Source organism: Deinococcus alpinitundrae (assembly GCF_009982895.1).
GTDB lineage: Bacteria > Deinococcota > Deinococci > Deinococcales > Deinococcaceae > Deinococcus > Deinococcus alpinitundrae.
Genome location: NZ_WXZL01000007.1, coordinates 40,413 through 67,084, shown reverse-complemented (window position 1 = coordinate 67,084; position 26,672 = coordinate 40,413). Strand labels below are relative to the sequence as shown.

At 64.5% G+C, this 26,672-nt stretch carries 16 protein-coding genes and 1 riboswitch; of the genes, 14 read left to right on the top strand and 2 right to left on the bottom strand.

Annotated elements, in window-relative coordinates; translation table 11 throughout:
- Nucleotides 1-29 precede the first annotated feature (29 nt).
- The 10 genes from GUI70_RS08305 to GUI70_RS08260 all read left to right on the top strand — a co-directional run bounded on the left by GUI70_RS08305 (nt 30) and on the right by GUI70_RS08260 (nt 19,206).
- The gene (locus tag GUI70_RS08305) at nt 30-539 is read left to right on the top strand and encodes a GNAT family N-acetyltransferase (RefSeq protein WP_161881841.1); all 510 of its coding nucleotides are present in this window, start codon (nt 30-32) and stop codon (nt 537-539) included.
- Nucleotides 540-671: 132 nt separating this feature from the next.
- Nucleotides 672-1,133, top strand: a complete 462-nt coding sequence (locus GUI70_RS08300; protein WP_161881840.1) for a GNAT family N-acetyltransferase — start codon at nt 672-674, stop codon at nt 1,131-1,133.
- 112 nt (nt 1,134-1,245) lie between these two features.
- Entirely contained in the window at nt 1,246-1,773 is a 528-nt protein-coding gene (locus GUI70_RS08295) for an N-acetyltransferase (protein WP_161881839.1), read from the top strand.
- 66 nt (nt 1,774-1,839) lie between these two features.
- Nucleotides 1,840-3,537: a hypothetical protein gene (locus GUI70_RS08290; RefSeq protein WP_237724790.1), complete on the top strand. Its 1,698-nt coding sequence runs from the start codon at nt 1,840-1,842 to the stop codon at nt 3,535-3,537.
- 302 nt (nt 3,538-3,839) lie between these two features.
- Nucleotides 3,840-5,024 carry a glutamine-hydrolyzing carbamoyl-phosphate synthase small subunit gene (gene carA / locus GUI70_RS08285; protein ID WP_161881838.1) on the top strand — a complete coding sequence of 395 codons (1,185 nt, stop codon included), beginning with the start codon at nt 3,840-3,842 and terminating at the stop codon, nt 5,022-5,024.
- A gap of 468 nt (nt 5,025-5,492) precedes the next feature.
- Nucleotides 5,493-5,577: riboswitch (cyclic di-GMP riboswitch) on the top strand.
- A gap of 101 nt (nt 5,578-5,678) precedes the next feature.
- Complete coding sequence (locus tag GUI70_RS08280) at nt 5,679-6,131, top strand: hypothetical protein (RefSeq protein WP_161881837.1); 453 nt, start codon at nt 5,679-5,681, stop codon at nt 6,129-6,131.
- 118 nt (nt 6,132-6,249) lie between these two features.
- Entirely contained in the window at nt 6,250-8,238 is a 1,989-nt protein-coding gene (locus GUI70_RS08275; RefSeq protein WP_161881836.1) for a DUF11 domain-containing protein, read from the top strand.
- A gap of 208 nt (nt 8,239-8,446) precedes the next feature.
- On the top strand, nt 8,447-11,239 hold the full coding sequence (locus GUI70_RS08270) for a DUF11 domain-containing protein (RefSeq protein WP_161881835.1): 2,793 nt from the start codon (nt 8,447-8,449) through the stop codon (nt 11,237-11,239).
- On the top strand, nt 11,240-16,174 hold the full coding sequence (locus GUI70_RS08265; RefSeq protein WP_161881834.1) for a porin family protein: 4,935 nt from the start codon (nt 11,240-11,242) through the stop codon (nt 16,172-16,174).
- Nucleotides 16,171-19,206 (top strand): SdrD B-like domain-containing protein, encoded by a 3,036-nt coding sequence (locus tag GUI70_RS08260; RefSeq protein WP_161881833.1) that lies wholly within the window; start codon nt 16,171-16,173, stop codon nt 19,204-19,206. The genes GUI70_RS08265 and GUI70_RS08260 overlap by 4 nt, the downstream gene beginning before the upstream one ends.
- A gap of 69 nt (nt 19,207-19,275) precedes the next feature.
- Here the strand turns inward: GUI70_RS08260 and panB are convergent, their stop codons facing one another.
- Together panB and GUI70_RS08250 are read right to left on the bottom strand one after the other, a co-directional pair.
- Complete coding sequence (gene panB, locus GUI70_RS08255; protein ID WP_161881832.1) at nt 19,276-20,091, bottom strand: 3-methyl-2-oxobutanoate hydroxymethyltransferase; 816 nt, start codon at nt 20,089-20,091, stop codon at nt 19,276-19,278.
- 40 nt (nt 20,092-20,131) lie between these two features.
- Complete coding sequence (locus tag GUI70_RS08250; RefSeq protein ID WP_161881831.1) at nt 20,132-20,614, bottom strand: DUF420 domain-containing protein; 483 nt, start codon at nt 20,612-20,614, stop codon at nt 20,132-20,134.
- 328 nt (nt 20,615-20,942) lie between these two features.
- Between GUI70_RS08250 and GUI70_RS08245 the strand changes: the two genes are divergently transcribed.
- From GUI70_RS08245 to GUI70_RS08230, 4 genes are all read left to right on the top strand, one after another.
- Nucleotides 20,943-21,887: a COX15/CtaA family protein gene (locus GUI70_RS08245; protein WP_161881830.1), complete on the top strand. Its 945-nt coding sequence runs from the start codon at nt 20,943-20,945 to the stop codon at nt 21,885-21,887.
- Complete coding sequence (locus tag GUI70_RS23965; protein WP_202630435.1) at nt 21,884-22,795, top strand: heme o synthase; 912 nt, start codon at nt 21,884-21,886, stop codon at nt 22,793-22,795. Before GUI70_RS08245 ends, GUI70_RS23965 begins: the two co-directional genes overlap by 4 nt.
- Before the next feature lie 142 nt (nt 22,796-22,937).
- On the top strand, nt 22,938-24,179 hold the full coding sequence (gene coxB, locus GUI70_RS08235; RefSeq protein ID WP_202630434.1) for a cytochrome c oxidase subunit II: 1,242 nt from the start codon (nt 22,938-22,940) through the stop codon (nt 24,177-24,179).
- A 2-nt stretch (nt 24,180-24,181) separates the two neighbouring features.
- Nucleotides 24,182-26,611 (top strand): cbb3-type cytochrome c oxidase subunit I, encoded by a 2,430-nt coding sequence (locus tag GUI70_RS08230; RefSeq protein ID WP_161881828.1) that lies wholly within the window; start codon nt 24,182-24,184, stop codon nt 26,609-26,611.
- The last annotated feature ends 61 nt before the right edge of the window (nt 26,612-26,672 follow it).

The window sequence follows — 26,672 nt, the reverse complement described above, 5'->3', positions numbered from 1 at the left end:
ATCAAGCCCTTCTCGCCGAGGTTTTGCCTATGACTGCTGCCCATGACGCTTACAACTTCCTGCACATTGATCTTCGCCGGGCCGAAACCACCGACCTGGACACCATCCGCGATCTGATTCTGGCGGTGGGCCTTAGCACCGAGCGCAGTGCCATCACCGCCACGCTGGCGGGCTGCACCTACTGGATTGCCGATCTCAACGGCGTTCCGGCGGGCTGCATCGGCCTGGAACACGGCGAGCCGAATCAGGAGGGGAGCGTCAGTCTGCTCAGATCGGCCAGCGTGTTGCCCGCTGCGCGCCGTCAGGGGTTGGGGCGGGCGCTGGCCCTGAGTGCCCTGACCTACGCTTCTTTGCGCGGCGACCGGGCGCTGTACTTGTTTTCCAGCGACGCTGGGCCGTTCTGGCAGCTGTTCGGCTTCGTGCCGGTTAGCAGCGCCGAGGTGCTGGCCGCCCTGCCTGCTGCGCCCCAGGTTGTCAGCGGCGAGTGCCGGGGCTGGATTCACACCGAACTGGCCTGGAAACGGGTGGTGAATTCGTGAACCCTGGCTTGACCATACGCTGGCCCAAAGTTCAAGTGCTAGACGAACAGGCGAGTAAGGGTGCAGACTACGCTTATTCCCCGCGCTGCCCTTTCAACCCACTTCACCGTTTCTTTCCCAGGAGGAATTCACATGACCCAGACCACCAGCCTGCAAGGCCAGCTCCGGCCCGCGACCCCCAACGATTACGCCGCCGTCGTCAAAGTGATGCAGGACGCGGGCCTTTCCCCCGACGCCGTGATGGTGGTCGGCACGACCTACTGGCTGCTGGAGCAGGACGGACAGCCGGTGGGAGCCATCGGCCTGGAGCACGGCGACAAGGCTTCACTGCTGCGCGGGGCCGCTGTGGTGCCCTCGGCGCGCGGGCAGGGACTGGGCCGTCAACTGGTGCAGAGCGCAGTGGAGCATGCCCGCGAGCACGGCGACACGGTGCTGTACATGTTCTCCACCGGTGGCGATTGGGAGAGCTTCGACTTCCAGCAGGTGCCGTTGGCCGTCGTGATGGGCGATCTGCCCGACGCTCCGCAAGTGGCCCACTACCGCGCGGCAGGCACCCGGCCCGGTGGCACCACCTGGATGCGCAAACTGTCCTAACGACCTGGTTCGTGATGGTGCCGGGTTCGATGTTGGCAGGGAGTGGGTCGCGGCACGCAGAAACGGCCTCCACCGCGCTCCCCGTCCAGCACACTACGGCTGAGGTTGCGTTATGACCCTGGCGCTCGATTCCATCATGCTGCCGGAGATTCACCCGGACGCACCCGTCCACACCCGCAAGGCCAAGCTCTCGGACATCGACGCCATTCACGCCCTGATCGGCTACTGGGCGGCGCGAGGCCAGATGCTCGTTCGGTCACGCACGCTGCTTTCCGAGAACATCCGGGACTTTCAGCTGGCGCTGGTTGAGCCGCTGGACGGCTCTCCCGGCGGGCTGGCGGGCGTTTGCGGCCTGCATATGCTGGCTCCCGATCTGGCCGAGGTGCGCGGGCTGGCGATTCATCCAGCCATGCAGGGGCGTGGCCTGGGCAAGCTGCTGGTCGCCGCCTGCGAGGTCGAGGCCCGTGAGATCGATCTGCCCGCGCTGTTTGCCTGGACGTATCAGCAGGGGTTTTTCGAGAAGTGCGGCTTTACGCGAATCGAGAAGACCAATCTGCACCCCAAGGTCTGGAGCGAGTGCCAGCGCTGCGCCTTCTTCGAAAATTGCAACGAGATCGCCATGTACCGGGTGTTGGACTGAGCCCAGTCTTGCGGCCAAAGCCAGAAACCTGCGGCTAACGGGGCTGGCTTGTCTTAGAATTCTCTTATGAAAAACCTGCTGACCCTGACCCTGCTGTTGACTTGCGTGAATGCTGCTGCCCAGACAACCCGACTGGCCGATCAACTCCCTGCCGGAGCGCTCCTCACCCTGGAAACCCACAACGCCGGTGCGGCCATTGACCGCTTCGCCGGGCTGGTCGGTGGGGTCATGAAGGCGGCGGGTGGGGCCCAGGGCCTGGGTGACATGACGACCGAGCTGGGCGGCATGCAGCAGATTCTCAAAAGCTCGGTGGGCAAGGAAGCGGTGCTGGGAGTGTTCAGTGTGGGCGCGGCCCCGCAGGGGTTTAAGCCGCAACTGCTGGCTGTCACGCGTGTCGATGAATTTTCCAGCGAATTTTTCCGCTCGATGATCGCCAAGAAGCCGGGCGCAAAGGTGGGCCTTTATCCCTTCGTGCGCCAGGACGGGCTGTTCGTGGGACAGGCGCGCGGCCTGGTCTACCTGTCGAGCGACAAGACCCTGCTGATGAACTACCTGGCCCGGCTCAGCGGCAAGGTGGCCCCGCGCCTGAACCGTTCGGCGGCCTATAGCACGCCGACGCAGGCGACCGGCGCGCAGGAATTCTCGCTCTTTTTCAATTTCTCGGCTATTGCGAAGCTGGCCCACGCCCAGCTCGCGCGCGTGCTGCTGCCGCGCCTGCTCTCGCCCGTTGTGGACGCCATCGATACGCTGGGACAGTACGCGGCGGGTTTCTCGACCACACCCACGGGTCTCACTGCCCGCTCGGCCCACGCCGCCAACGCTTCAGGCAAGGACACGCCGCTCTACCACATCCTGACGCACAGCACCGATTTCGGTGTCCAGGCACTGATTCCAGCCAGCGCCGAGAGCGTGGTGGCCCGCGCCTGCGCGCCGGAGCAGAGTGCCTACACGGCCCGCTGGCTGACCCGCATCGATCTGTTCGACCCCTTCGGCTTTCTCACCGACAGCCAGCTCGCCAGCCATTTGGAGCAGTCCTCACGCTACCTCGCGGATGAGTGCGCCCAGGTGTCGCTGGCCGGGGGGATGGCGGCAGCGTACGGCGGCAGCGACCCTCTCAAGGCCTTCGATTACAGCGTGACCTACCAGAAAGTGAGCGACATGGCGGCGGCCCAGGCGGTCATGCCCGAATACGCCGCCACGCTCAACAAGGCCATCGCCAACCTGCCCAAAGCGCTGGGCACGCTGATCAAGAGTGCCAACTCGGCCAGCATGCGGGGGCTGGCGGAGGAGGGCGGAATGTCGGCGCTCACCTTCGGCGCGGCCACCTCGGGCCTGTCGCAGAGCATGAAGCAGCTCGACGCACTGCTGGGCCGCCTCAAGCTGGTCTACGCCTTCAAGGACGGCTACCTGATCACCGCCTACAGTCCCGTCGCGCTGGCCGCCGCTCTGGCCGACACCGCGCCCCGACTGGCCGACGACGCGGCTTTCCAGGCCGCCCAGCTCGACCTGAGCGCCTCGGCAGGCTGGCAGTATGCCCGTGCGCCCCAGAAGGTCAGCAGCGCACAACTGATGAAGCTCTTTACGAAGAGTTTGCCCGCCAATTCGAGCGGCCGCGATCAGCAGGAAATGAGCAGTGTCCTGAAGCCAGTCTCTGCCGTAATGAGTGACCTGATCAATCGCTACGGCGGCATGGCCTCGCAGAGCAGCGTCACGAACAATCTGGTGACCAGCCAGTCCAGTGTGGCGTACCGCTGGGGCAAGTGAAGTTGGAATAGAGATATTCAAAGAATATGCAACTCCATGCATCAATTTCGAGCGATCTGACAATAGGCTATCCAAAGAGACCCTAACAAAACCTGCCCAGAACGCTTTAAGCGGTCGGGTAGGCTTTTTTGTGATGTTGGCTTGGATGCATAAGAAATCATACCCTGTATACTTGCGCCAGCAGTTGGACCGCTCGCGGCAGCGCACGGTTGGGCCGGGTGCAGCCCGCTATGATGGCCGCCGCACCATCAAAAGCGTCCCGCGAGGCGCGAATGGAGGAGAAGAAATATGGGAGCAGCACCATGATTCGCAAGGAACGCGCCGTGCTGGCGTTGGAAGACGGAACGGTCTACCGGGGCTACGCCTTCGGGCACCGCGGTGAGACGGTGGGCGAGGTCGTGTTCAACACCTCGATGACCGGTTATCAGGAAATCATGACCGATCCGAGCTACAACGGTCAGATTGTCACCATGACCTATCCGCATATCGGCAACTACGGTGTCGCCATCTACGACATGGAGAGCAACAAGCCGTTCGTGCGCGGTTTTATCGGGCGCGAGTTCAGCGAAGGCTTTTCCAATTACCGCGCCCAGGAATCGCTGGAATCGTTTATGAAAGGTCACGGCGTGGTCAGCATTCAGGGCATTGACACCCGCGCCCTGGTGCGGCGGCTGCGCGAGGGCGGCGTGGTCAAGGGCGTGGTGGCCCACCGCTCGCACACCCACCCCGAGGACCCTTACGGCGAATTCAGCGTGGAGGAGGAGCAGGCATTGGTGGCCCGCGCCCGCCAGCACGAGGACATCGACGGGCGCGACATGACCCAGGAGGTCACCACCGCCTTGCCTTATGCCTTTCCCACGCTGCGGCACGGCAAACGGGTGGTTCTGATGGATTTCGGCATCAAGCACACCATCGTCGAGCGCCTCTCGGAAGTCGGCATTGAGCCGATCGTGGTTCCGGCCCAGACCACCGCCGCGCAGGTCATGGCGCTCCAGCCGCATGGCCTGTTTCTCTCGAACGGCCCTGGCGACCCGGCAGCTCCCACCTACGCCCACCGCACTGCCTGGGAACTCATGGGGCTCTTGCCCACCTTCGGTATCTGCCTGGGCCACCAGATCCTGGGCCTGGCGGCGGGTGGACAGACTTTCAAGATGAAGTTCGGCCACAGGGGCGGCAACCAGCCGGTCAAGAACCTGCTCACCGGCAATGTCGAGATCACTGCCCAGAATCACGGCTACGCGGTGGACCTTTCGACCATCCCCGACGGCGAATTCGTGGCCACGCACCTCAACCTCAACGACAACACCCTGGAGGGGATGGCCCACAGCCGCTACCCGGTGTTCAGCGTGCAGTACCACCCCGAAGCCTCGCCCGGCCCGCATGACAGCCGCTACCTGTTCGAGCGCTTCATCGAGGAGATTAATCTCTTTGACGAGGCCACCGGCACGCCTGTTGAGAAGGCGGCGACAGGGCGCTACGGCGTTTAGGGAAGGGCCTGAGGGCTGAAGTGGGATGAGCCGGTTCGGTGCATCACCTTCCCACCACATCCTCAAATGAGTAGATAATGAATCTCTAATAAGTCGGAGATGAACAACTGACTGGGTAGAAGTCAGAGCGAGAAGGGGGCGAGTGGCATTTCTTGGCTGCTCGCCGCTTCTCTTGACTGGGTTCAGGGATTGGCAGCGACATTATGCCGCCTCTCATATTTCGCTGACCGGTGGGGGAAATGGGAGAGAAAGGGGCATTGACAAGCGGACTCTCGCCGGGCCAGGCCTAACAGACGTCTTACAGAACGCTACAGAATTGTGAAGAATATAGCTTTCGGCGATGGTATTTGCGAAGAATTCGTCGGGCGAGTCATCTTCGTTCGTCGTATATTTCACCCACCCCCCCCAAAATATGAAAAACTTCGCGTTGGGGGGCTTGCGTGAGGACTCTGAGAATACGCTAATATCTGGGCGTTCAGGAGCGATGAAACATCTGGCCTATTCGGGCGCCTTACCAGATGTGGAGCGAGTGGCGCGACCGACAGAACGGGGAGAAGCAGTTTCCCTGGCTGTCGTTTTTTTTGGTTTTCCGGAGGCACATTGATGAAGCGTCAACTTTTCCTTCTCGCCGGTTTGAGCGCTGCGCTCTGGAGCATGGCCACTGCCCAGGGCAACGCCGCTGTCAAACTCACGCTCGACCAGGACCTGATCCGCACGGTTCAGAAAGACGGCAAGGCTGCCGAGGAGCGCGTCAATGCGCCGTCGTCGGTGTTGCCAGGCGCAGTCCTGATCGAGGAAGTCACGGCCCAGAACGTCTCGGGCAAACTGCTCACCAAGCTCAGGCTCGGCATTCCTGTGCCGCAGGGCACCCAGTTCGCTGGCTCGGTGACGCCCACCAACGAGCGCTGGACCACCCAGTTCACGGCCCTGTGCGCTGGAAAAGCCCTCGACTACGCCGAAGCGCCGCTGAAATGCACCGAGACAGTGGACGGCAAATCGGTCACGCGGGACATCAAGCCCAGTGAGTACACCAATGTGCGCTGGCTGCTGGGCACCTTGAAAGCGGACGAAACGTTGAAGCTCAGCTTCCGCGTGAAAGTCAATTGAGTACGCAGGCGAGCGCGGGGCCGAGTCGGCGTCGGGAGCAGGTCCCTGAGCAGCACCGCCGCTGGAGTGCGGGCAAGGCACCGAGCGGCATCACTTTTTGGAGTTTGGAGGAGAACACATGAAAAAGTACTGGTCAATTGTTTCTTTGATGGCGGCCATGGCCGCGAGCGCGGCAGGCGCGGCGACCACCACCCCCCCCACCCCCGCTGGCACCGTCATCATCAACACCGCCACCCTGAACTTCTCGGATTTCGGCGGCACGCCGCAGCCTCCGGTAGATTCACCCCCCGTCACCACGACGGTGTTGCCGGTCCCGAGCTTCGTGCTCACCCCCAACGACGGCAGCGCCGACGTGACCAAGCCGGACTACACCAAGCCCGGCCAGACCAACAACAACGTCAAGCCCGGCGACGTGGTGGTTTTCCCCTATCAGATCACCAACACCGGCAACGTGCCCGGCGAGTCGTACACCCTGGGCAACCTGCCTGATCCGACCAACACGGTCAAGCCTGGCACCAACGTCTTGTACTTCCTGGCCAATCCCGACACCAACACCGACGGCTTTATCAGCCCGACTGAATTGGCGGCGGCGGGCGCACCGATCACGACCATCAGCGGCGTCAACCAGGACCAGACCTTCAAGTTCTACCAGGTGTACACCGTTCCCGCCACGGCCCTCAACACCGAAAAGTACGGTGCGGACCCGACCGGGACCCGCAACCCCAACCCCACCAAGGACCAGGGCCTGACCTTCAACCTGCCGGTGGACGCCAACAACTCCAACACCACCACCATCGCCCGCAAGGACGGCGGCGTCATCGGGCCGAAGAACGACCCCACCGCTGCGGGCGGCACCCCGGTCTACAACTCGCCCGAGGGTGTGGCGATCACGCCTGACCAGAACGGCAAAGACACCCAGACCGCCAACGCCACTGCCACCACCACCATCATCACCTTCACCAACACCATCCAGAACAACGGCAACCGCCCCGACACCTTCACGGTGACGCCGAACAACACCGATTTCCCGGTTGGCTACAACGTCGCGCTGCTCAACCCCGACGGCACGCCGTTTACCCAGACGCCCAGCGTGGCCCCCGGCCAGACCACTAACATTCTCGTCAAGGTGACGCTGCCCGCGGGTGCGACCTCCGCCGACGCGACCAAGCAGCCCACCGTGACCCTGACGGTGATCAGCGGCAATGACGCCACCAAGACTGATACCACCAAGGACATCGTCAACCTGCCGGGAGCCAAGTTCGGCGACGTGGATCCCAAGAACCCCGGGACCGAGCCCAACCCCACCCCCGCCGTTCCGGCCACCCCGGCCAACCCCGATCCCAAGGACCCCACGGCGGTCAATGTCGGCCCCACTTGTACCAACACCACCAACGCTTTCTTGCCGATGGGCGTCAAGAACACCGGCGGCGCGCCTGACCGTTTCGTGATCTCCGGCAGCACCACGGTCAAGCTGACCAGTGGCGCAGACCAGGCCGTCACCGTGACCTACTACACCGACACCAACGCCAACGGCATCCTGGATGCAGGCGAAGTTGCCCTGCCCACGGTGCAGGGCGGCCAGGACACCGGGCTGATCGCTCCCGGTGCGACCCTCAAGCTGGTTGCCGTTATCCCCGTGCCGTGCGCTTCGGCCCAGGGCCTCTACACCATCAACCAGAAGGCCGTCTCGCCCACCTCCGGCACCATCCCGGATACCAACGATACCGTCAAGGTCGGCGGCAACGGCACCCCGCCCGTCGTGACCAAGACCGTGGACAAGACCAAGGCCCAGCCCGGCGACGTGCTGACCTACGTCATCTCCGGCACCAATAAGGCCAACGCCAACATCACCGGCGCAGTCCTCAAGGACACGGTCCCGGCCAACACCACCTACGTGAGCTTCGCGGCCACCACCACTTCGACCGGCAAGGTGCTCTACAGCATCAACGGCACCAGCTGGAGCCCGGCGGCCCCGGCGGCTCCCCAGGCGGACGGCACCACCGTCTATGCGGGCGTGGATACCAACAACGACGGCACCATCACCATTGCCGACGTGCTCAAGCCCGGCGAGAGCATCAGCGCCACCTTCAAGGTCCAGGTCAAGTAAGTCCCCGACGCGGCGCGCTTCTCAGTGGTGTGATGAAGCGCGCCGTTTTTCTACCGGCTTTTCCCGCGCGGGAAGCGGCCCCCCAACATCAGAAACCCAGTTTTCGATTTTCCATTTGGCAACACGATTTTCGTGACGATCCTCATTTCCTGGCTCAATAAAGCCGCACCTGCACCACGGTTACCCGAATTCTTTCTCTGGAGGCTCTGTGCGAAACACCTTGATACGGAACACACTGGCGGCACTGTTCCTGGCGCTCGGCGGCGGTGGCCTGGCGGCCAATGGCGTGCCCAGCAAAACGCCCGCTGGCACGGTGATCGAAAACCGCGCCACCCTCGATTATCAGCCGGAAGACCAGAACTCGCCGCCGGGAACGGTGGTCAGTCCACCGGTTCAGACGGTGATCATCGCCCAGTGTGTGCCCAGCGTCTTGCCGGACGGCAGCGTGGGCAATCCCGGTCAGGTGGTCACTGTGCTGCCGGGCGAGGACGGCCTGCTGCGCTATACCCTCGCCAATTCAGGCAACACCGACAGCACCTTCGCCCTGAGCGCGCCGCAGGATCCGGCCTCGGCCTTCAATCTCAGCGGGGTCACGATCTACGCCGATTACAACGGCAACAACCAGATCGACAGCAATGAGGGGCCGATCACCAGCCTGCTGCTCAAGGCCGATCAGGTGGTTGCGCTACTGGTCAGCTTCAACACCAGTTCAGCTGCGCGTGGAGCCGCCTACCTCAATCTGGTGGCGGCCTGCCCCACCGCTGAGGGCGGCGCGGTGGACGACAACAACGTGGGGAAGGTGCAGGCCAGTGAGCCGCCGGTGCTGAACCTGGGCAAATCGTTCAGCCAGTCGGTCGTTCGCCCCGGCGATCAGGTGGGCGTCACCGTGACGGCCAACAACAGCGGTCAGGGCGCGTCGCGCGAGGTGGTCATCACCGACCGGCTCGACACGCCGGACCTGATCGACTTCAAGTTCATCGGCGGCTCGGCCTCGACCAATGCCGGAACCCTCGAATACACCGCCGACGGCACCACCTGGGCCACCTCGGAGCCGGGCACCGTGCGCGGCGTGCGGGTCCGGGTCGCCTCGCTGCTGCCCGGCGCGTCGGTGACCTTCGGCTTCCGGCTGACCGCGCCGGCCCAGGCTTCGGGTACCCGCACCAACCTGGCGATCCTGCAAAGCGCCGACATCAACCTGGAAGCCCGCGCCACCATTGAGGTGCGTTACACCCCCAAAATTGCCCTGGGACCGATCAACAATCCCGAGGCCCTGCCCGGCGGCGAACTGAGCAGCGACGACACCCAGACGAGGGCGCTGGCCTTCCTGAACCGTGAGCTCTGCTTCCAGCACACCTTGAAAAACCTTGGCGACGTGGACGACAACCTCAGCGTCAGCGGCCAGGTCGTCACCGGCAACGCCACCATCCGCTTGACCGAACTCGGCGGCGCGCCACTCAAGCAGCCCATCGCGCTGGCTCCCGGTGGTCTTTACTCCTTCGCGGCCTGTTACACCCCCACCAGCGTTGCTACACCTGCCGGAGCCGAAGCGTTGCGGGTCGTCCTGACCGCCACCAGCGCCCAGGGCGGCGCGCAAAACCAGACCATCGACGTGGTGACGACCATTACCGACGTGTTGCCGCAGCTCCTCAAGACGGTTGCTCCCAGCGGTGTGGTCAAGCAGGGCGCGCAGCTCACCTACACCCTGAACGTGACCAACCCGCTGAGCGTGCCGCTCAGGAACGTGGTCATCACCGACTCGCTCGATGCCAATCTCACCTTCGTATCGGCAGACAACGGCGGCACCCTGCAAGGCGGCGCGGTCATCTGGAAGTTCGACAGCCTGGCGGCGGGAGCCAGCATCAACCTGACGCTGGTAACCCAGGTCAAGCCCGAGACGCCCGACGACACCGTCATCAAAAATAGCTTCACCCTCAAGAGCGACGAATTCGGTGAGCAGATTCCTTCCAACGAGGTCACGACCCCGGTGTTCGGCAGCTCGCTGATCTTCGCCAAGACCTCGACCCCTGCCGAGGCCGCCATCGGCGACACCATCACCTACACCTTTACCGTCACCAACCCGTCCAAAGCCGCCACCTTCCGGCGTGTGGAAATCGTGGACACCATGCCGGTGGGCATTCAGTACCAGCCGGGATCGAGCCGCCTGGACGGCACGCCCATCGGTGATCCCAGCGTGGACGGTCAGAAGTACACCTGGGTCATCAGCAACCTCGGCCCCGGCCAGACGGCAGCCATCACCTTCGAAGCGCTGGTCACGCCCAACGTCGGCACGACCATCACCAACGTCGCCATCGTCAACGCCATCAGCAGCGAGAACGTGCCGCAGAGCAACCAATCACAGGCCACCAACCGGATCCGGGCGCGCGTCTTCGAACCGATCTGCGATATCGTCGGCTCCGTCTTTATCGACGTGAACCGCAGCGGCACCTACGACAAGGGCAGTGATATCCCGATGGTCAACGCGCGGGTCATCCTCGCCAACGGCCGCACTGCATTGACGGACGTGCAGGGCCGCTACCACTTCGCCAACCTCAAGGAAGGCTTCTGGGCGCTGCGCCTCGATCCCAGCAGCATCTACGCCCAGAACCTGAGCGTGCCGCAAGACGGCGGCCTCTCCGGCAGCCGGGGCGTGATGTGCCGCCAGCTCACCAGCGTGGACTTCCCGCTGGCCCCCATCGCCGGTGATATCGGTGTGATCCGCGACACCACCCTCAAGATGGGCAGCTTCAGCGTCCACAAGCAGGTCTTTACCACCCCCGAGGCCAACACCTACCTCGTGCAGCTCACCCTCAGCACCCCAGCGGCGCTGCCCGGCTTTACCCTGCAAGACCCGCTGCCCCAGGGCGCGACGCTGCTCGACGGCCAGAACACCCTGAGTCTTGATCCGCTGCCGGAGGGAAGCCGGGCTGTGACCTACCGCTTCCGCTTCGGCGGCGATCAGAAAGCCGCTGTCACTGACCCGTCAGCCGAGTGGAGGTACTGAGTGAAACGCGCCATCACCACCCTGACCGCCGCGCTGATCGCCAGCGCCGCCGCCCAGGACATCGCCACCTCACTGCCGCTGACCAGCGTGGGCAACAAGCTGCTGTGGACTGTGGGCGACCAGGACCTCAAGTTGGTCGTGGGCGTCAGCAGCAGAGTGCAGCTCGACCTCTACAGCGCCCAGTTCGACCCCAACGACTACCGCTCGGCGACCTACTACGGCGACGAGTCCTATGCCGATCCGAGCGTGGACAGCACCTTCTCGCTGATTAAGCTGACCAAGGTGGCTGGACAGCCCGACCAGGAAGAGGTGCTGCTCACTAAGGACTTCGGGCGCGGCCCGCAGGACTGGCAGACCTTCATCAACCAGGATTTGCCTGCCGGGGAATACACCCTGCGGGTGCAGACCGAAGGCAACGGCAAGAACACCTTCGCCATCCGGCTCAAGTCGATCAGTGCCGCCATCCAGTCCGACCACCTCAACATCAACATCCACTCGCACGACTGGGTTCCGGCGCTCAACGTCTACAACAAGGGCGGCCCGCTCGACATCCGCATGTACGACGGCGACGGCCCCGGCGAGTTGCAGGCCGAGCTGCGCGACGCAGCGGGTCAGGTGTACCCGGTCAAGGTTTCCGACCAACTCGACTGGGAAGACGTGGCGATTCCCGAGGCGGCAGGCAACTACACCCTGTATCTCAAGCAGCCGGGCCAGGAAAAGCAGTTTTCCAACACCGTGGGCTTCGACCTGCGCCGCGCCACCGAACCGGCAGGGCCGATTACCGTGGTGCAGGCCGATACCACCGGCCAGCTCGATGTCACCGCTCAACTGGTGCTGCCGGAAGGCAACGAGCCGACCCAGGCCACCGTGCAGGCGGGCGACAAGACCCTGGACGTCAACGGCGAATTCAGCTTGCGGGTCCCTGCCGGGGACTACCCGGTCAGCGTGGCGCCCGTCACCGGGGCCGAAGTCAGCATCGACAAGTCGAGCGTCAGCGTGCCCAAGCAGGGCGTCGGCAAGGTCGCCGTGCTGGTCAAGCCGGACGTGGCGCTGAGCTTCTCGGCCAACAAGCCCGAGGTCTGTATCGGTGACGTGGTGACCTTCACCGCCCAGGCGACTACCGCCTTCGAGCGTCAGCCCCTCAATGCGGCGCTGCAAGTGCAGTTGCCTGAGGGCTTCAGCGCGAATGGGTCAACCAGTCTGGCGGCCAAGGTGGACGCCAAGAACCCCGCCGTCCTGACCTTCGAGGCGATCGCCACCGCCGCCACGCCCGAGGCCAGCACCATCACCGCCGCGCTGACGCCCTGGAACAAATCCCAGACTGCCAGCGTGCGGGTGCTGCCCACGGCCACCCAGATCGAGCTGCGCCGCGCCGACCTCGCGCCGGTGCAGCCGGGTGACATCGCCACCATCACCCTGAGCCTCAAGAACACCAGCGCCGCGCCCGCGCCTTACACCCTCACCGACAGCAGCAGCGACCTGCTTGAACCGCTCGACCCGCCTACCTTCAGCGGGACGCTCGCGCCCGGCGAGGAAAAGACCCTGAGCTACCGTGCCCGCGTCAAGGCGCAGGGCGAGGCCCAGGCGCCGCTGGCCGCCACGCTGACCAGCAACTGTGATAGCAGCCAGCAGCTCGCCGGGGTGCTGGTCGTCACGCCGCCGCCGCCGGTCCCGGTGGTCGTGGCCCCGCCGACGCCCGACGTGGCGGTCGAGCCACAACCTGTCGAAGCGCCGCCGGTGGTACCCACACCTGCCCCGGCCACCGCGCCGGTCATCATGCGCGAATCGGTGGTCCAGATTCCCTTCGACGCTCCGCGCAGCGCCAACCAGATCATCATCGCCCACACCGCTCCGGCAGGCAGCAGCTATGTCGCGGGCAGCAGCGCCCTGAACAGCAAGCCCATCAGTGATCCGCAAATCGGTCCCAGCGGGCGCTTTTACTGGACCACCCCCGGTGCGCCGCAGGGCATCCTCACCTACAAGGTGACGCACGAGGGCAGCTTGCCTGCTTTGCAGTCGCCCGCGCTGGTCGGACGCTACGCCCATGACCGCCAGGAAGTGCTGATCGGTGACGTGGACCTGGCTGACCTCAACGCCGCCAGCGACGTGCAGACCCAGAGCAGCAGTGAGAACGCGGGCGCGGTCAAGTTGCCGCTCTCCGGCAGCGTGTTCCGCGAGCGCGACCGCATCACGCTGGCCGTCTCTGGCACGCCCGACGACACCAGCCTGCCCAGTGTCAACGGCGTGCCGGTATCTGCCGACTCGCTCGGCAAGACGGTCCTCGACACCGCCAACAACGTCAAGCGCCGCGAATTCTACGGCGTGATGCTGCGGGCCGGGGCCAACACCATTCAATTCGGGAGCGAGAGCATTCAGGTGTTCCTGGCCGGGGTGCCGGTCAAGGCTCAGATCTCGGCGCGCCAGCTGGTCGCCGACGGCATCAATCCGATTCAAATCAACATCAAGCTGCTCGACGCCCAGGGCATCAGCACCTTCACGCCCACCGTGACGGTGGAGAGCAGCCTGGAGCCGACGGTCAAGGACGCCCAACCCGCCGTCGCCAGCTACCAGATCGCCCTCAAGGATGGCGAGGGGGTGCTGGAGTTGCAGCCGCTGGCCGCACCCACCCGTTTCAACGTCAAGGTGAAGGTCGGTGACAAGGTCTTCGAGGAGAAGTTCGATGCCCAGCCCAGCCAGAACCGGGTCGGAATCGGCTTCCTGAGTGCGACCGCCGGACTTGATCTGGCCGGGGCCGACAAGTCGCCGTATTACGGCGTGCGCGGGGCGGCTTACTACGAGACCCCGCTTGGCGGCGGCAAGCTCTACGTGGCGGGTGCGGCAGCCGGAACCGGCGGGCAGGGCACCAGCGGTTTCTCGCTCGACGCCTCGCAGGGCCTGGCCAAGTCCACCAACCCGCTGGAGCGCTACTCGACCTTCGGCGACAGCAGCAGCGAGGACCTTCCCCTGCAGGGCAGTGACCCGCTGGCCTTCCGCTACGAGCACCCCAGTTTCAACGTGCAGTACCGCCAGTCGAGCTTGCCGATCAGTGTGTTCGGCATGAACATCACGCCCACGGCGCTCTCCGGCTTCACACGTACCAACCCCGGCGTGTCGGGCTTCGCGGCCTACGTGTCGGGCGACCAGATCAACGAGGACCTGAGCGCCAACGGCACCCGCGTTCTCAACCTCTCGCACACCGATGTGACCCGCGACAGCGAAACGGTGCAGCTCGTCTCGGTCAGTCCGCTGACCCAGACCGAAACGGTGCGCAACCTCAAGCGCTACGTGGACTACACCCTCGATCCGGTGGCCGGGGTGCTGTACTTCAGCAGCCCCGTGAATCTGGTCGACGAAACCGGCTCGCGTCAGATCGTGCGGGCCAACTACACCCTGGTCAACGCCGACCAGAACCGCTCGCTGGCCTGGGGCGTGCAGGTGCAGCAGGACATCGGCTCGCAGTTCAACGTGGCCGCCGCCGTCGTCAATATCGGGGGCGTGATGAGCAGCGGCGCGCGGGTGCGCTACACCGCGCCGCAGGCCAGCGGCAGTGTGCTGGCGGCGTATGCGGGCGGCTTCCACGCCGACGGCGGACTGGCAGGCACGGCGGGTCCGGTCACCTTCGGGGCTTCGTTCCGCTACCAGGACGCCGATTACGCCGGACTCAACAGCACGCCGGTCGGCACCGCCGCTGTCGGTCAGGCCGATGTCAAGCTGACCGACCGCTTCGGCGTGCGCCTCGGCGGTGACTACACGTCTACCAACGCGGTGGACGATCAGGCTGGAACCTCCCAGGCCACCACCCGGCAGGGCCACGTCAGCTTGCTCGGCACCTACCTGCTCGATCCTTTCAAGGTGGGCGCGGGCCTGGAGTACGGTTTCGGCGACACCGCCGGACTCGCCGGGGTGGCCAGCCTGGGCTACGTCAAGGGCGACAACAGCGTCGATCTCCAGCACAGCCAGCCGATCAGCGGTGACCTCAAACCCCACACCAGCCTGCGCGGCAAGGTGGGCCTGGGCCAGAATGTCACCCTGAACGTCAGTGACGACTACGAGTGGGGCGGCGACAACGCGGCCACCATCGGCCTTCAGAGCACCCTCGGCGGCACCAACCTGAGCGTGTCGTACGATCTGCCCGGTGCGGACGGCAGCGGCAACCGCGCCCGCTTCGGCGTTGATACCAGCTTGCCGCTGGGCGAGCACGTGGGCCTGGGACTATCGGGCAGCTACGCCTACAGCATCGCCACCCAGAAAAGCGAGTGGAACCTGGGGCCGAGTCTGAAGTACACCACCGACAATCTGGTGGCGACGGCGGGCGTGGACCTGGCCCAGACCGATCACCTGCGCACCGTCGTCAAGGGCGGCGTGAGCTACAGCATCAGCGATCAGTTCAGCGTGAGTCTCGACGGCACCAAGGTCTTCTCCGGCGTGCAGAGCGAGACCGGCAACCAGTTTGCGGTCTCGGCGGCGCTGCGGAACGGACCCTGGCAGGGCTTGAGCTACCTGCGCTACGCCGACGGCGCGCTGGGCGGCACCAACCCGCAGTTCATCGGCGAGGCCAACCTCGAATACCACCGCGCCCAGTACGCCCTGCGCGCCGGGCTGGCCGGGCGGATGCTGGCCGGGGACACCGGCAGCCTGACCTTCCAGCCCTCGGCCAGCGGCACCTACTACGTCACTGACGCCATCGGCATCGGGGCGGCGGCGCGCGCGCTGTTCCAGCCGGGCAGCGGCTACTCCGCCTACAGCCTGGGCCTGGAAGCCAGCGCCCGCGTGCTGCCCGGCACCTGGGCCACCCTCGGCTACAACCCCATCGGTTTCGAGGGGGTGGCCAGCAACCTCTATACCCGCCGTGGCCTGTATGTGCGCCTCGATTTGATGCTCGACGACGGCCAACGTCAAAACAGTTTGGGCTTGTCCCAGGGAGATACGAAATGAGCCTGCCACGCTTCATGCAGCCGCGCCGCAGCGCCCGAGCGGCGGATACCTCGCTCCCGCTGGCGGTTGAGACGCGGCCCAGGCGGGTGTGGCTCAGTCGTCTGGCCCTGGCCTGCGCAGCGTTGTCCGGCGGACTGGCCAGCGCGACCACAGCTTTCCCCACTTCGTGCCAGGAGCAGGGCGGAACGTTGTCGGCCAACCTGATCACGGCGGAAAACGGCGGCACCTTCGGCAGTCTTGCTCAGACCTCCCCCAGCTACCGCGATCTGGAATCGGCAGACCGGCCCGGCGCGCCCTACAATTACACCAACAACACCGACGGCACCGGCCGCATCCGGCCTGAAGGCACCTACGCCGTGACGTCCTCTTACGGCAGCGGCAGGCTGCTCGATACGTTCGGTCCCTGGCAAGCCTACACGGGGCACACCAGCGGCAGTGCCAGTGACGCTTACCTGGCCGTCAATGGTGCGGTTTCGCAGGCCACCTTCCTCAACCAGAGAATCACGGTCGAGGCCAACACCAACTATGAGATCGGGTTGTGGGGCCGCTCGACCCACGCGGCCAATTCGGCGTACGGCGGCAGCGATCAGGCCGCCCGGCTGGCCATCTACGCCGGAACGATGGCCAACGGCGTCACCAACAACCTGGTGCGGGGTGACGACTGGGAGCGCGGCTCGATCATCTTCAACTCGGGCAACCAGACCAGCATTCCCGTGACCTTCCGCAACATCTCGACGGCGGCAAGCGGCAACGACTTTTATGTCGACGACCTGTTCCTGCAAAAATGCGTGCTGCCTTCCGGCACCATCAGTGGCAAGGTCTACCGTGACAACAACGGAAACGCGACGCAGGACGCCGTAGAACCCGGCATTCAGGGCGTGAGCGTCAAGGCCACCGACAAGAACGGCTCGGTGGCGACGGTCATGACCGATAGCACCGGCACCTACACCTTCTCCAACCTGGCGCTCAGCAACGGGCCTTACAAGATTGAGGTGGTCGGCAGCTCGGCTCCGCTCTCGGGCCTCACAGCCACCACGCCGACCTCCACTTCGAATGTCGGCCTGAAAGCCAATACCACGGTGCCGGGCGGCAACTTCGGCTACAAACCGCCCACGCCGCCGGTCCCGGATTCGGGCGTCTGTAAGGTGGGCGTGCCTTACGTCCAGAGCTTCCCCACCTCCGGCCCGCTGGCCGAGGTCCGTAACCACAACTACCTCAGCAACGCCGACACGGTGACGACCACCGACGGCACCTACAGCGTCTGGAACCAGATCGACCACACCGGCAACGGCGGCTATGGTCTGTATTACAACGTCGCCAACTTCGAGAACAAGAACGGCGGCACGCTCGCCGCGCCCGGCCTGCTCTACGAAAGCCAGATCACTGTCCCGGCAGGCGCGAACATCGATTACGAGAACTGGATTCGCAGCCACTCGAACACTGCCACCCAGTTGCAGTACCGCTTCTACGACGGGGTCAGCGGCACACTGCTCAAGAGCGTGAACGGCGCAGTGGCGAGCACCATCTACACCAAGCAGACGGTGGGCGGCTTCACCTCGACGAGCAGCAAGCTGATCATCCGGATTTACACCCTGAAAGATGGGACCACCGCCGACGCCAACGTGGTCAAGCTCGACGACCTCAAGCTGAGCTGTGGGGACCTCCCGACGCCCCCGGCCCTGAGCATCACCAAGACCCATAGCCCGGCGACCTTCCAGGTCCTTCAGCCCGGTACCTACAGCCTGAACGTCTCGAACGCGGCGGGAACCAGTCCGACCAGCGGCACCATCACCGTGAAAGACCAGTTGCCCGTCGGCATCGGCGCGGCGCTGCCCAGCGGTTTCTCCCCAGCCAGCGGCTGGAACTGCACCTACAGCGGCGAGGCCGAGCAGGGTGTCGGCTACGCGCCGAACCCCAACGAGGCCCAGCTCCTGACCTGTACCTCCAGCACCGTGATTGCGGCGGGCGGCTCGGTCAGCCTGACGATTCCGGTCAACGTGACCCCGGCAGCAGGCAGCAGCGTGCTCAATAAAGCCAGCGTTGGGGGCGGCGGCGACCTGGATGTCCAGCCCAACCCGGCCACCTGCACCGTCGGCGCGCAGTGCGCCCAGGACACGGCCGCAGTGACCCCACTTCCCACGCCGCCCACCACCTGCACCACCGGCACCCCCACCAATCTGCTGTCCAGCACCCTCAAGGGCTACCAGGACAATGACAGCGCCACCATCCAGACCGACGGCGTACTGATTGCCAACGCCGCCGCCTACAGCACCGGCACCGGCCCCTCGGGCAGCTTTGTGATCGACGGCTCGTACTTCTTCAACAACGGCTACGGCAACGTCAGCAAGGCCAGCACCCTGCAACTGATCGTCAACGGCACGGTGTATGCCAGCTTCCTGACCGAGAACGCCTACAGCGGACGGGCGACCGTGACGCCGCAAAATGGTGCCACCCTCCCCGGCAGCGTCAGCAGCATGACGCTCAACCGCTACAGCAACTCGCGCATCTGGATCACCTTACCGGCCAGCCTGAAGGCGATTGCCAGCGTGCAGATCAAGTTCATCTCCACCGGCGGCGGCGGTGAGGTCAGCGACGACTACAACTACAACCTGCCCACCCTGCTGGCCTGCGTGCCGCCCACACCGCCCAAAGCGGTGGTCGGCAAAACGGTGCAGAACATCAGCGCTGGCGGCCCGGTGACCAACGCTGCCATCGGCAAACCCGGTGACATCCTCGAGTACTGCATCAAGGCGACCAATATCGGCGGCAGCAGCGCCACCAAGCTGGGCCTGGGCGACAACATCCCCGCCAGTACCGCTGCCCTGCCGGGTGGCTACGGTGCGGGCAAGGACATCAAATACACCCTCCCCAACGGCACGGTCCAGTACCTGACCTTCGCCGCCGACGCCGACGCGGGACTGCTCGGCAAGGACACCAACGGCGTGATCCCGCGCGTGGTCGTGAGTGATCCGGCGCTGGTCCTGGCTCCGCAGCAGAGCTTCGAGGTCTGCTTCCGCACGACCATCAACTGAGTCGTCTCTCGGCACACAAACGAAAGAGCCTGCCTTGTTTCTGGCAGGCTCTTTCGTTTGGCGTTGCGCTCAATACAGCTTGTCCAGCACCTCATCTTTGATGATGAAACTGTTTTCTTTGGCCGGGAACGTCTTGCTCCGCACCTCGCCCGCGTAGGCTCTGAGCGCCTCAGTGGCGAGCTGGCCGAGTTCGGCGTAGCGCTTGGCAATCTTCTTTTCGCCGTCGGAGACGCCCAGCACGTCGTGGTAGACCAGCACCTGACCGTCACAGTACGGCCCCGCACCGATGCCGATGGTGGGAATCGTGGCCCGCTCGGTGATCAAACGCGCCAACCGTGCCGGGATGACCTCCAGTACCACCGCGAAGGCTCCGGCTTCTTCCACCGCCCGTGCCGATTCCAGAATCCTCTGCGCGCCGACCTCGTCGCGGCCCTGCACCTTGCGCCCGCCGAGCGACACCTCGGTCTGGGGGGTCAGGCCGAGGTGGGCCATCACCGGAATGCCGTTGCGGCTCAGCACCGTGATGGCCTCCAGCACTTCCGGCGACGCGCCTTCGAGCTTCACCGCGTCCGAGCCGGTTTCCTGAATGATCTTGACAGCGGCGCGTACGGCGTCATGCAGACCGGTGTGGTAGGTGCCGAACGGCAGATCGGCCACCAGAAAGGTATCGGGCGCGCCCCGGCGCACGGCGCGGGCGTGGTGGATGATGTCGCCCAACGTGACCGGCGCGGTGCTGTCGTAGCCCAGCACGACGTTGCCGAGGCTGTCGCCGACCAGGATCAGGTCCATTCCGGCCCGCTCGGCCTGCTGCGCGCCGGGGTAGTCGTAGGCCGTGACCATCGCCAGCGGGGTCTCGCGGCGCAGTTCAGGGAGGGTGAGTTTCATGGTGTTCAGGCTAACAGAGGCGCGCCCAGAAGGCCTCGTCTCAGCGCAGACTGAGCTGCCCGTAGCGGTTGAGCACCAGGTAGATGACCCAGCCGGTGACGGCCACATACAGCCACACCGGCACCGTCCAGCGGGTCCAGCGGCGGTGGGTATTGAAGGCGGCGCGGGCGATGGGCGCCTCGTCCAGTCGGCTCAGACTGCCCGCCGCCCGAATGCCCTTGTAAGCCCAGTAGAGTGCGCCGAGCGCCAGCGGCACGTTCAGGGCGGCCATGAAGATGTGGGTGATCAGCAGCACGTAGTAAGCCGAGCGCCACTGCTCTGGGCCGACGTATTTCTTCTCGTAGCCGAGGCCCAGCCGGGTCAGGTAAAGCACCAGAAACAAGGTCGCCAGGGTGCTCGCCAACAGCATGAAGCGCATGTGCATGGTGCGGTTGCCCCGGCGGATAAACGTGACGCCGATGATCAGCGCGACGCCGCTGAGGACGATGCAGATGACGGCCCACTGGTTGATGATTGAAGCCATCTGAGCATTCTAAAGACGCGGGGCCGGGCCGCCCAGGGTCATTTGCTGGCTGGCCGCTGGACCGGGCCTGCCGGGCCGGTACAGACGGGAAGCCAAATTCAGCGTCCCAGCGCAGCTTTTTTGAACCTGAACTGAGGACAATTGTACCCACCCCGGGCCTGCCGCTTCTCTTAAACTGCAGTGAACAGGCGGTAAAGCATTCGACCCCGCGCCCGCTTTGCACGGGGACGGCGGCGCGGAAAGCGGGCGGGCCAGAGAGCCGCCGAGGAAGGGGTGAGAAGGCTTGAGAACGATTCTGGAGCGGGGCGCTGAACCCAGCAGGGGGGCGGTGCGGTTACTGACCGGCCTGAGCTGGACCGTGCTGGCCTACAACATTCTGGTGATCTTGTGGGGCGCATATGTGCGGATCAGCGGCTCCGGGGCGGGGTGCGGTGACCACTGGCCCCTGTGCGACGGGCAGGTCATTCCGCGCTCGTTTACCCTGGAACGGATCGTGGAATTCAGTCACCGGGGCAGCAGCAGCCTCAGCGGCCTGCTGGCCATCGCAGTGGTGGTGCTGGCCTTCGTGGTCACCAAGCGCGGCCACCCGGCCCGGCTGGGTGCCACATGGTCACTGGGCCTGATTCTGTTCGAGGGCGTCATCGGCGGCGTGCAGGTGCTGCTGGGGCTCACCGCAAACAGCACCGACCCGGCGCGCGGCTTCGTGCAGGGCCTGCACCTGGCCAACACCTTCGCGCTGCTGGGGGCGCTGCTGCTCACGGCGCTGTGGGCGGGCGGCGCGCCGCGCTTCACGCTGCGTGCCCAGGGCTGGCTCGGCTGGGGCAGTCCGCTGGCTGCCGTGTTGATGCTGCTCCTTGGTATGGCGGGCGCGGTCACGGCACTGGGCGACAAGCTGTTCGTTCCGGCTCCCGGCACCCCGCTCGATACCGTCAAGCGCGACTTCGGGGCCACCGCGTCCATCATCGAGAATCTGCGGGTCATTCATCCGGCACTGGCTCTGGTCGTCTGCGCCTACCTCGTCTGGTTCGCCGGGCGGGTGCTGCGCGAGCGCTCCAGCGCGCAGACCCGGCGCTGGAGCTACGCCCTCTACGGCGTCATCGGCGCGCAACTATTGATTGGCGTCATGAACGTGGCGCTCAAGGCGCCTGGCGCAATGCAGCTCATTCACCTGCTGTTTGCGTGCATCATGTGGCTTGTGACCGTCATGCTGATCTTCTATGCGCTGGTGGCCCGGCCCACCGCGCAGCCCGCGCCCAGGGCGGTGGCCGCGTGACCGCCGTGCCGAAGGGGCCGGCCGTGCGCGCCACCTGGCGCGACTACCTGTCGCTGACCAAGCCCAAGGTCATCAGCTTGCTGCTGTGGACCACCCTGGCGGCCATGTTCATGGCGGCGCGCGGCTGGCCGGGCTTGTGGCCGCTGCTGCTGGTCGGCGTCTGCGGTTTCATGTCGGCAGGGTCGGCGGGTGTCTTCAACATGATCATCGACCGCGATATCGATCTGAAGATGGCCCGCACCGCCAAGCGCCCCACCACCAGCGGCTTGATTTCCAGCCGCAGCGCCTTCATCTTCGGCTTGAGCCTGCAAGTCGTCTCGTTCGTGCTGCTGTTCACGCTGGCGTCCCCGCTCTCGGCACTGATGAGCCTGGCCGGATTCTTCACCTACGTGTTCGTCTACACGTTGTGGCTCAAGCGCACCACCTGGCACAACATCGTGCTGGGCGGCGCGGCGGGTGCGTTTCCGCCGCTGGTGGGCTGGGCTGCCGTGACGGGCGACCTCAATCTGTTCGCCTGGTTTCTGTTCGCCATCGTCTTCTTCTGGACCCCGGTACACTTCTGGGCGCTGGCCCTGATGATCAAAGACGAATACCGGGCGGTGGGCATTCCGATGTTGCCGGTGGTGCACGGTGATCGCCTCACCGTCGAGCAGACCTTTCTATACGCCATCTACACCCTGGTTCTCTCGCTGATGCCGCTGCTGCTGCGCGAGGTGTCGTGGCTCTACGGCGTCTCGGCGCTGCTGCTGGGCAGTTGGCAGCTGTGGCTGGCCTGGAAGCTGAGAATCCACGTGGTCAAGGGGCGCAAGATCGAGCGCAAGGTGACGCTGCCGCTCTACCTGTTCTCGATGCTGTATCTGGCGCTGCTGTTTCTGGCTGCTGCCCTGGACCGGGTGATCTTCGTGTGAAGGCTGAAGAAGGCTTTATGCTGGGCGCGAAGCTTCAACCCAGGTTGCTGGGGCCGTCAGAGACGCGGCCACCCTCGGCGCTCGGCGCTTTCGCCTCTGCCCGTGCTGCTCTACACTGCACCAAGATGAAAGGAAAGGAGTGATGTTGAATATGCTACCCGGTCTTCCCGCGCCGCCGCGCCGCCAGGCGCTGAGTCTCGCCGCGTTGCTGCTCGGCGGTTCGTCGCTGGCCCAACAGGTCAATCAGACGGTGTCGATTCTCGATACGTCGTCCGGCTACAACCGGGAAATGAATGTGCTGGTGTTCTGGAGCCTGGCCTTTGCGATCGTCATCTTTATTGGAGTCTCGGCAGCGCTGTTCTACACCGTCCAGAAGTACCGCGAGGACAAGAACGACGCGCCCCCGGCCCAGTTTCACGGCAACAACCGCCTGGAAGTCACCCTGGTGGCGGTGCCGGTGGTCATCGTGATTTTCCTGGCGCTGCTGACGGTGCGGGCGATGGCCCGGCTCAATCCGACGCCGGAAGGTGCGTATCCGGTCAACGCGGTGGCAGCCCAGTTCTACTGGAATTTCGAGTACCCCAAAGTGGCGGTGGACAAAGCGGCGGGTACAGGTCTGGTGACCAACGGCAACGAGCTGATCGTGCCGACCCAGACCAAAGTCGCCATGACTGCCACCTCGCGCGACGTGATTCACGGCTTCTGGGCCCCCAATCTGGGCGGCCAGCGCGACGCCATTCCCAGCGTGAAGAAGACCTGGCAGATCGACACCGACAAGCCCGGCGTGTATCAGGGCAACTGCACGTTGCTGTGCGGCGCGTCGCATGCCAACATGCGCTTCAAGGTCATTGCGCTTCCGCAGGCCAACTACATCCAGTTCGTCAGCGCGGCTCAGGCGTACAAGGCTCCCACGGCGGCGGCGGGATCGCCAGCGGCGGCAGGCTACACCATCTTCATGCAGGGCAAGGACGGCAGCGGCGCGTGCGCGGCCTGCCACCGGGTGCAGGGTACCCCCGCCGCCGGACAGTCCGGCCCCGACCTGAGCTTCTTCGGCTCGCGGCGCACGCTGGGTGCGGGGGCCTGGGAAGGCGCGGACGTGGACACTCACCTGCACCAGTGGATCAAGGCGTCGAGCAGCATCAAGCCTGGCAGCGTGATGCCGCACTACGACGGCTCCACCCAGGGTTACCCGGCCCTCAGCGATCAGGAACTCACTGACCTGGAAGCTTACCTCAAGACCTTGCAGCTCCCGACGGAAGGCAACTACTGGACCAAGATCGCGGCGCTGGTGCCGGGCGCGCCGGTGCCGGTTGCGCAGAGTCCGACCCCGTCCAGCGTGAACGCGACCACTTCGGCCAGCACGGCCATGAACGGAGGCAACTAAGCATGGCTGTTCAAACGCCCACTCAGGTGGCAGGCAAGCCCGGTTTCGGGGCGGTGGTGTGGGATTACATGACCACCACCGATCACAAGAAGATCGGTACCCTCTACATCGGCACCTCGGTCATCGGCTTCGCCATCGCGGGCATCCTGGCGGTGCTGCTCCGATTGCAACTGGCGGTGCCCAATAACACGCTGCTGGTCGGCAACGCCTACAACCAGGTGTTGACCACCCACGCGGCCATCATGATCTTTTTCTTCCTGATTCCGATTGGCCTGTTCGGCTTCGGCAACTGGTTCGTGCCGCTGCAACTCGGCGTGCGTGACGTAGCGCTGCCGAGGCTCAACAACTTCGCGGTGTGGCTGTTTATCTTCAGCATGATCCTGATTCTGACTGGCCTGTTTCACGGCGGCGTGCCGGGCGTCGGTTGGACGTTTTATTACCCGCTCTCGGTCGATGCCAACCAGACCGGCGTGAATGTCCTGATGGTCGCGCTGATTCTCAACGGCATCGCCTCGCTGCTGGGATCGGCGAATTTTGCGGCCACCATCGTCAACATGCGCGCGCCTGGCATGAGCCTGTGGAAAATGCCGATCTTCGTCTGGTCGATCTTCTCGACCTCCATCTTGCAGCTCGTCTCGCTGGGCGGCCTGACCGCCGCCGCGCTGGTCACCTTCCTCGATCTCAAGATGGGGCTGAGCATGTTCAACCCCGGCATCAACGGCGTGCCGGTGCTGATGCAGCAGTTCTTCTGGTTCTATTCGCACCCCGCCGTGTATGTGATGCTGCTGCCTTACCTGGGCATCGGCGCGGAAATCGCCTCGACGATGGCCCGCAAGCCGATGTTCGGCTACCGCGTGATGGTGTACTCGCTGCTGGGCATCACCATGGTGTCTCTGCTGGTGTGGCTGCACCACATGTTTGCCCTGGGCATTCCCGAAACCTGGCAGATCGCCTTCATGGTCGCCACCATGGTGGTCGCGGTGCCCACCGGCGTCAAGATTTTCAACTTGATCGGCACCCTCTGGGGCGGGCGCATCATCATGAAGACGCCCACCTACTGGCTGATCGGCTTCATCTTCAACTTCCTGATCGGCGGCATCACCGGTATCACGCTGGGCCTGATTCCCTTCGACTATCAGGTCACCATGAGTTACTACGTGGTCGCCCACTTCCACAACGTGATGATGTTCGGCACGGCCTTTCTGGCAATGGGCGGCCTGTACTACTGGTGGCCCAAGATGACCGGGCGCTTCATGAACGAGAAGCTGGGGCTGTGGCACTTCTGGCTCTTCATGATCGGCTCCTGGATGACCTTCATGCCGCAGTACATCCTGGGTCTGCTGGGCATGCCCCGGCGCTACTACACCTACCCGGCGGGAAATTTTGCCTGGAACGAACTGAACTTCATCTCCACCCTGGGCGCGCTGATGTTGCTGGCGGGCGGCATGGTGTGGTGGTGGAACATGTACCAGAGCTGGCGTCGTCCGGCCACCGCGTCGGCCAACCCCTGGGGCGGCTTCACGCTGGAATGGACTGCCGACAGCCCCCCCAAGGACTACGACTTCGCCCACGACTTCCCTACCACCTTTCCCACCGAGCGTCCCCTGTACGACTGGGAGCAGAGCGGTGCGAAGTTGATTCCGGTGGATCCCAGCAGTATTCACCTGCCGCAGAGCACCGTCTGGCCGTTCATGACCGCCATCGGTCTGGCGCTGATGGGCTACGGCCTCTCGTTCGGCTGGTTTTCGAGCTGGAGTCCCTCGGTGGCCCAGACGCCCAACCAGCTCGCCAGCATCATCCTCTATGTCAGCATTCCGATTTTCCTCTACTCGCTGTTCAAGTGGGCCGGAACGCCCGAATACGATGTGCCAGTGCATCACCACACCCTGACCAAGTACAGCAACGGCTTCATGGGCATGGCTTGGTTCATCATCTCGGAAGTTAGCCTCTTCGGGGTGCTGATCGGTGGGTACGTGTACCTGCGCGTGGCAGGCAACGCGGTGCCGCCGGTGACCCGTCCGAGCATCTGGCTGGCGGCGCTCAACACCCTGATCCTGGTCAGCAGCTCGTTCGTGATCCACAAGGCCGAGCAGGACCTGCACCACCATCGCACCAGCCGGGGCAGCCTGGGCCTGCTGCTGACCCTGATTCTGGGAGCCTTCTTCATGATCTTCCAGGTCTACGAGTTCTCGCTGTTCGGCTCCGAGAGCAACTGGATGCAAAACCTCTGGCAGACCTGCTTTTTCATCATCGTCGGGTTGCACGGCTTGCACATCATCATCGGCGGCGTGGGCGTGGCCCTGCCGTACTACCAGTACATGACCGGCAAGATCGACAAGACCAACCACGGCTCCCTGGTGCCCGCCAGCATGTACTGGCACCTGGTCGACATCGTGTGGCTGTTTATCGTGGCGATCTTCTACGCCTGGTAGCGAATGCAACCTCAAAAAAGCGGCTCCTGAGGGGGCCGCTTTTTTGTTGCTCAGAACCTCA

Bases quoted from the DNA above. Each gene is read 5' to 3' on its own strand.
- GUI70_RS08250 (WP_161881831.1), bottom strand. From the start codon at position 20,614: ATGGCTTCAATCATCAACCAGTGGGCCGTCATCTGCATCGTCCTCAGC.
- GUI70_RS08290 (WP_237724790.1), top strand. From the start codon at position 1,840: ATGAAAAACCTGCTGACCCTGACCCTGCTGTTGACTTGCGTGAATGCT.
- GUI70_RS08300 (WP_161881840.1), top strand. From the start codon at position 672: ATGACCCAGACCACCAGCCTGCAAGGCCAGCTCCGGCCCGCGACCCCC.
- GUI70_RS08230 (WP_161881828.1), top strand. From the start codon at position 24,182: ATGGCTGTTCAAACGCCCACTCAGGTGGCAGGCAAGCCCGGTTTCGGG.
- GUI70_RS08295 (WP_161881839.1), top strand. From the start codon at position 1,246: ATGACCCTGGCGCTCGATTCCATCATGCTGCCGGAGATTCACCCGGAC.
- coxB (WP_202630434.1), top strand. From the start codon at position 22,938: ATGTTGAATATGCTACCCGGTCTTCCCGCGCCGCCGCGCCGCCAGGCG.
- GUI70_RS08260 (WP_161881833.1), top strand. From the start codon at position 16,171: ATGAGCCTGCCACGCTTCATGCAGCCGCGCCGCAGCGCCCGAGCGGCG.
- GUI70_RS08305 (WP_161881841.1), top strand. From the start codon at position 30: ATGACTGCTGCCCATGACGCTTACAACTTCCTGCACATTGATCTTCGC.
- carA (WP_161881838.1), top strand. From the start codon at position 3,840: ATGATTCGCAAGGAACGCGCCGTGCTGGCGTTGGAAGACGGAACGGTC.
- panB (WP_161881832.1), bottom strand. From the start codon at position 20,091: ATGAAACTCACCCTCCCTGAACTGCGCCGCGAGACCCCGCTGGCGATG.
- GUI70_RS08280 (WP_161881837.1), top strand. From the start codon at position 5,679: ATGGCCACTGCCCAGGGCAACGCCGCTGTCAAACTCACGCTCGACCAG.
- GUI70_RS08275 (WP_161881836.1), top strand. From the start codon at position 6,250: ATGAAAAAGTACTGGTCAATTGTTTCTTTGATGGCGGCCATGGCCGCG.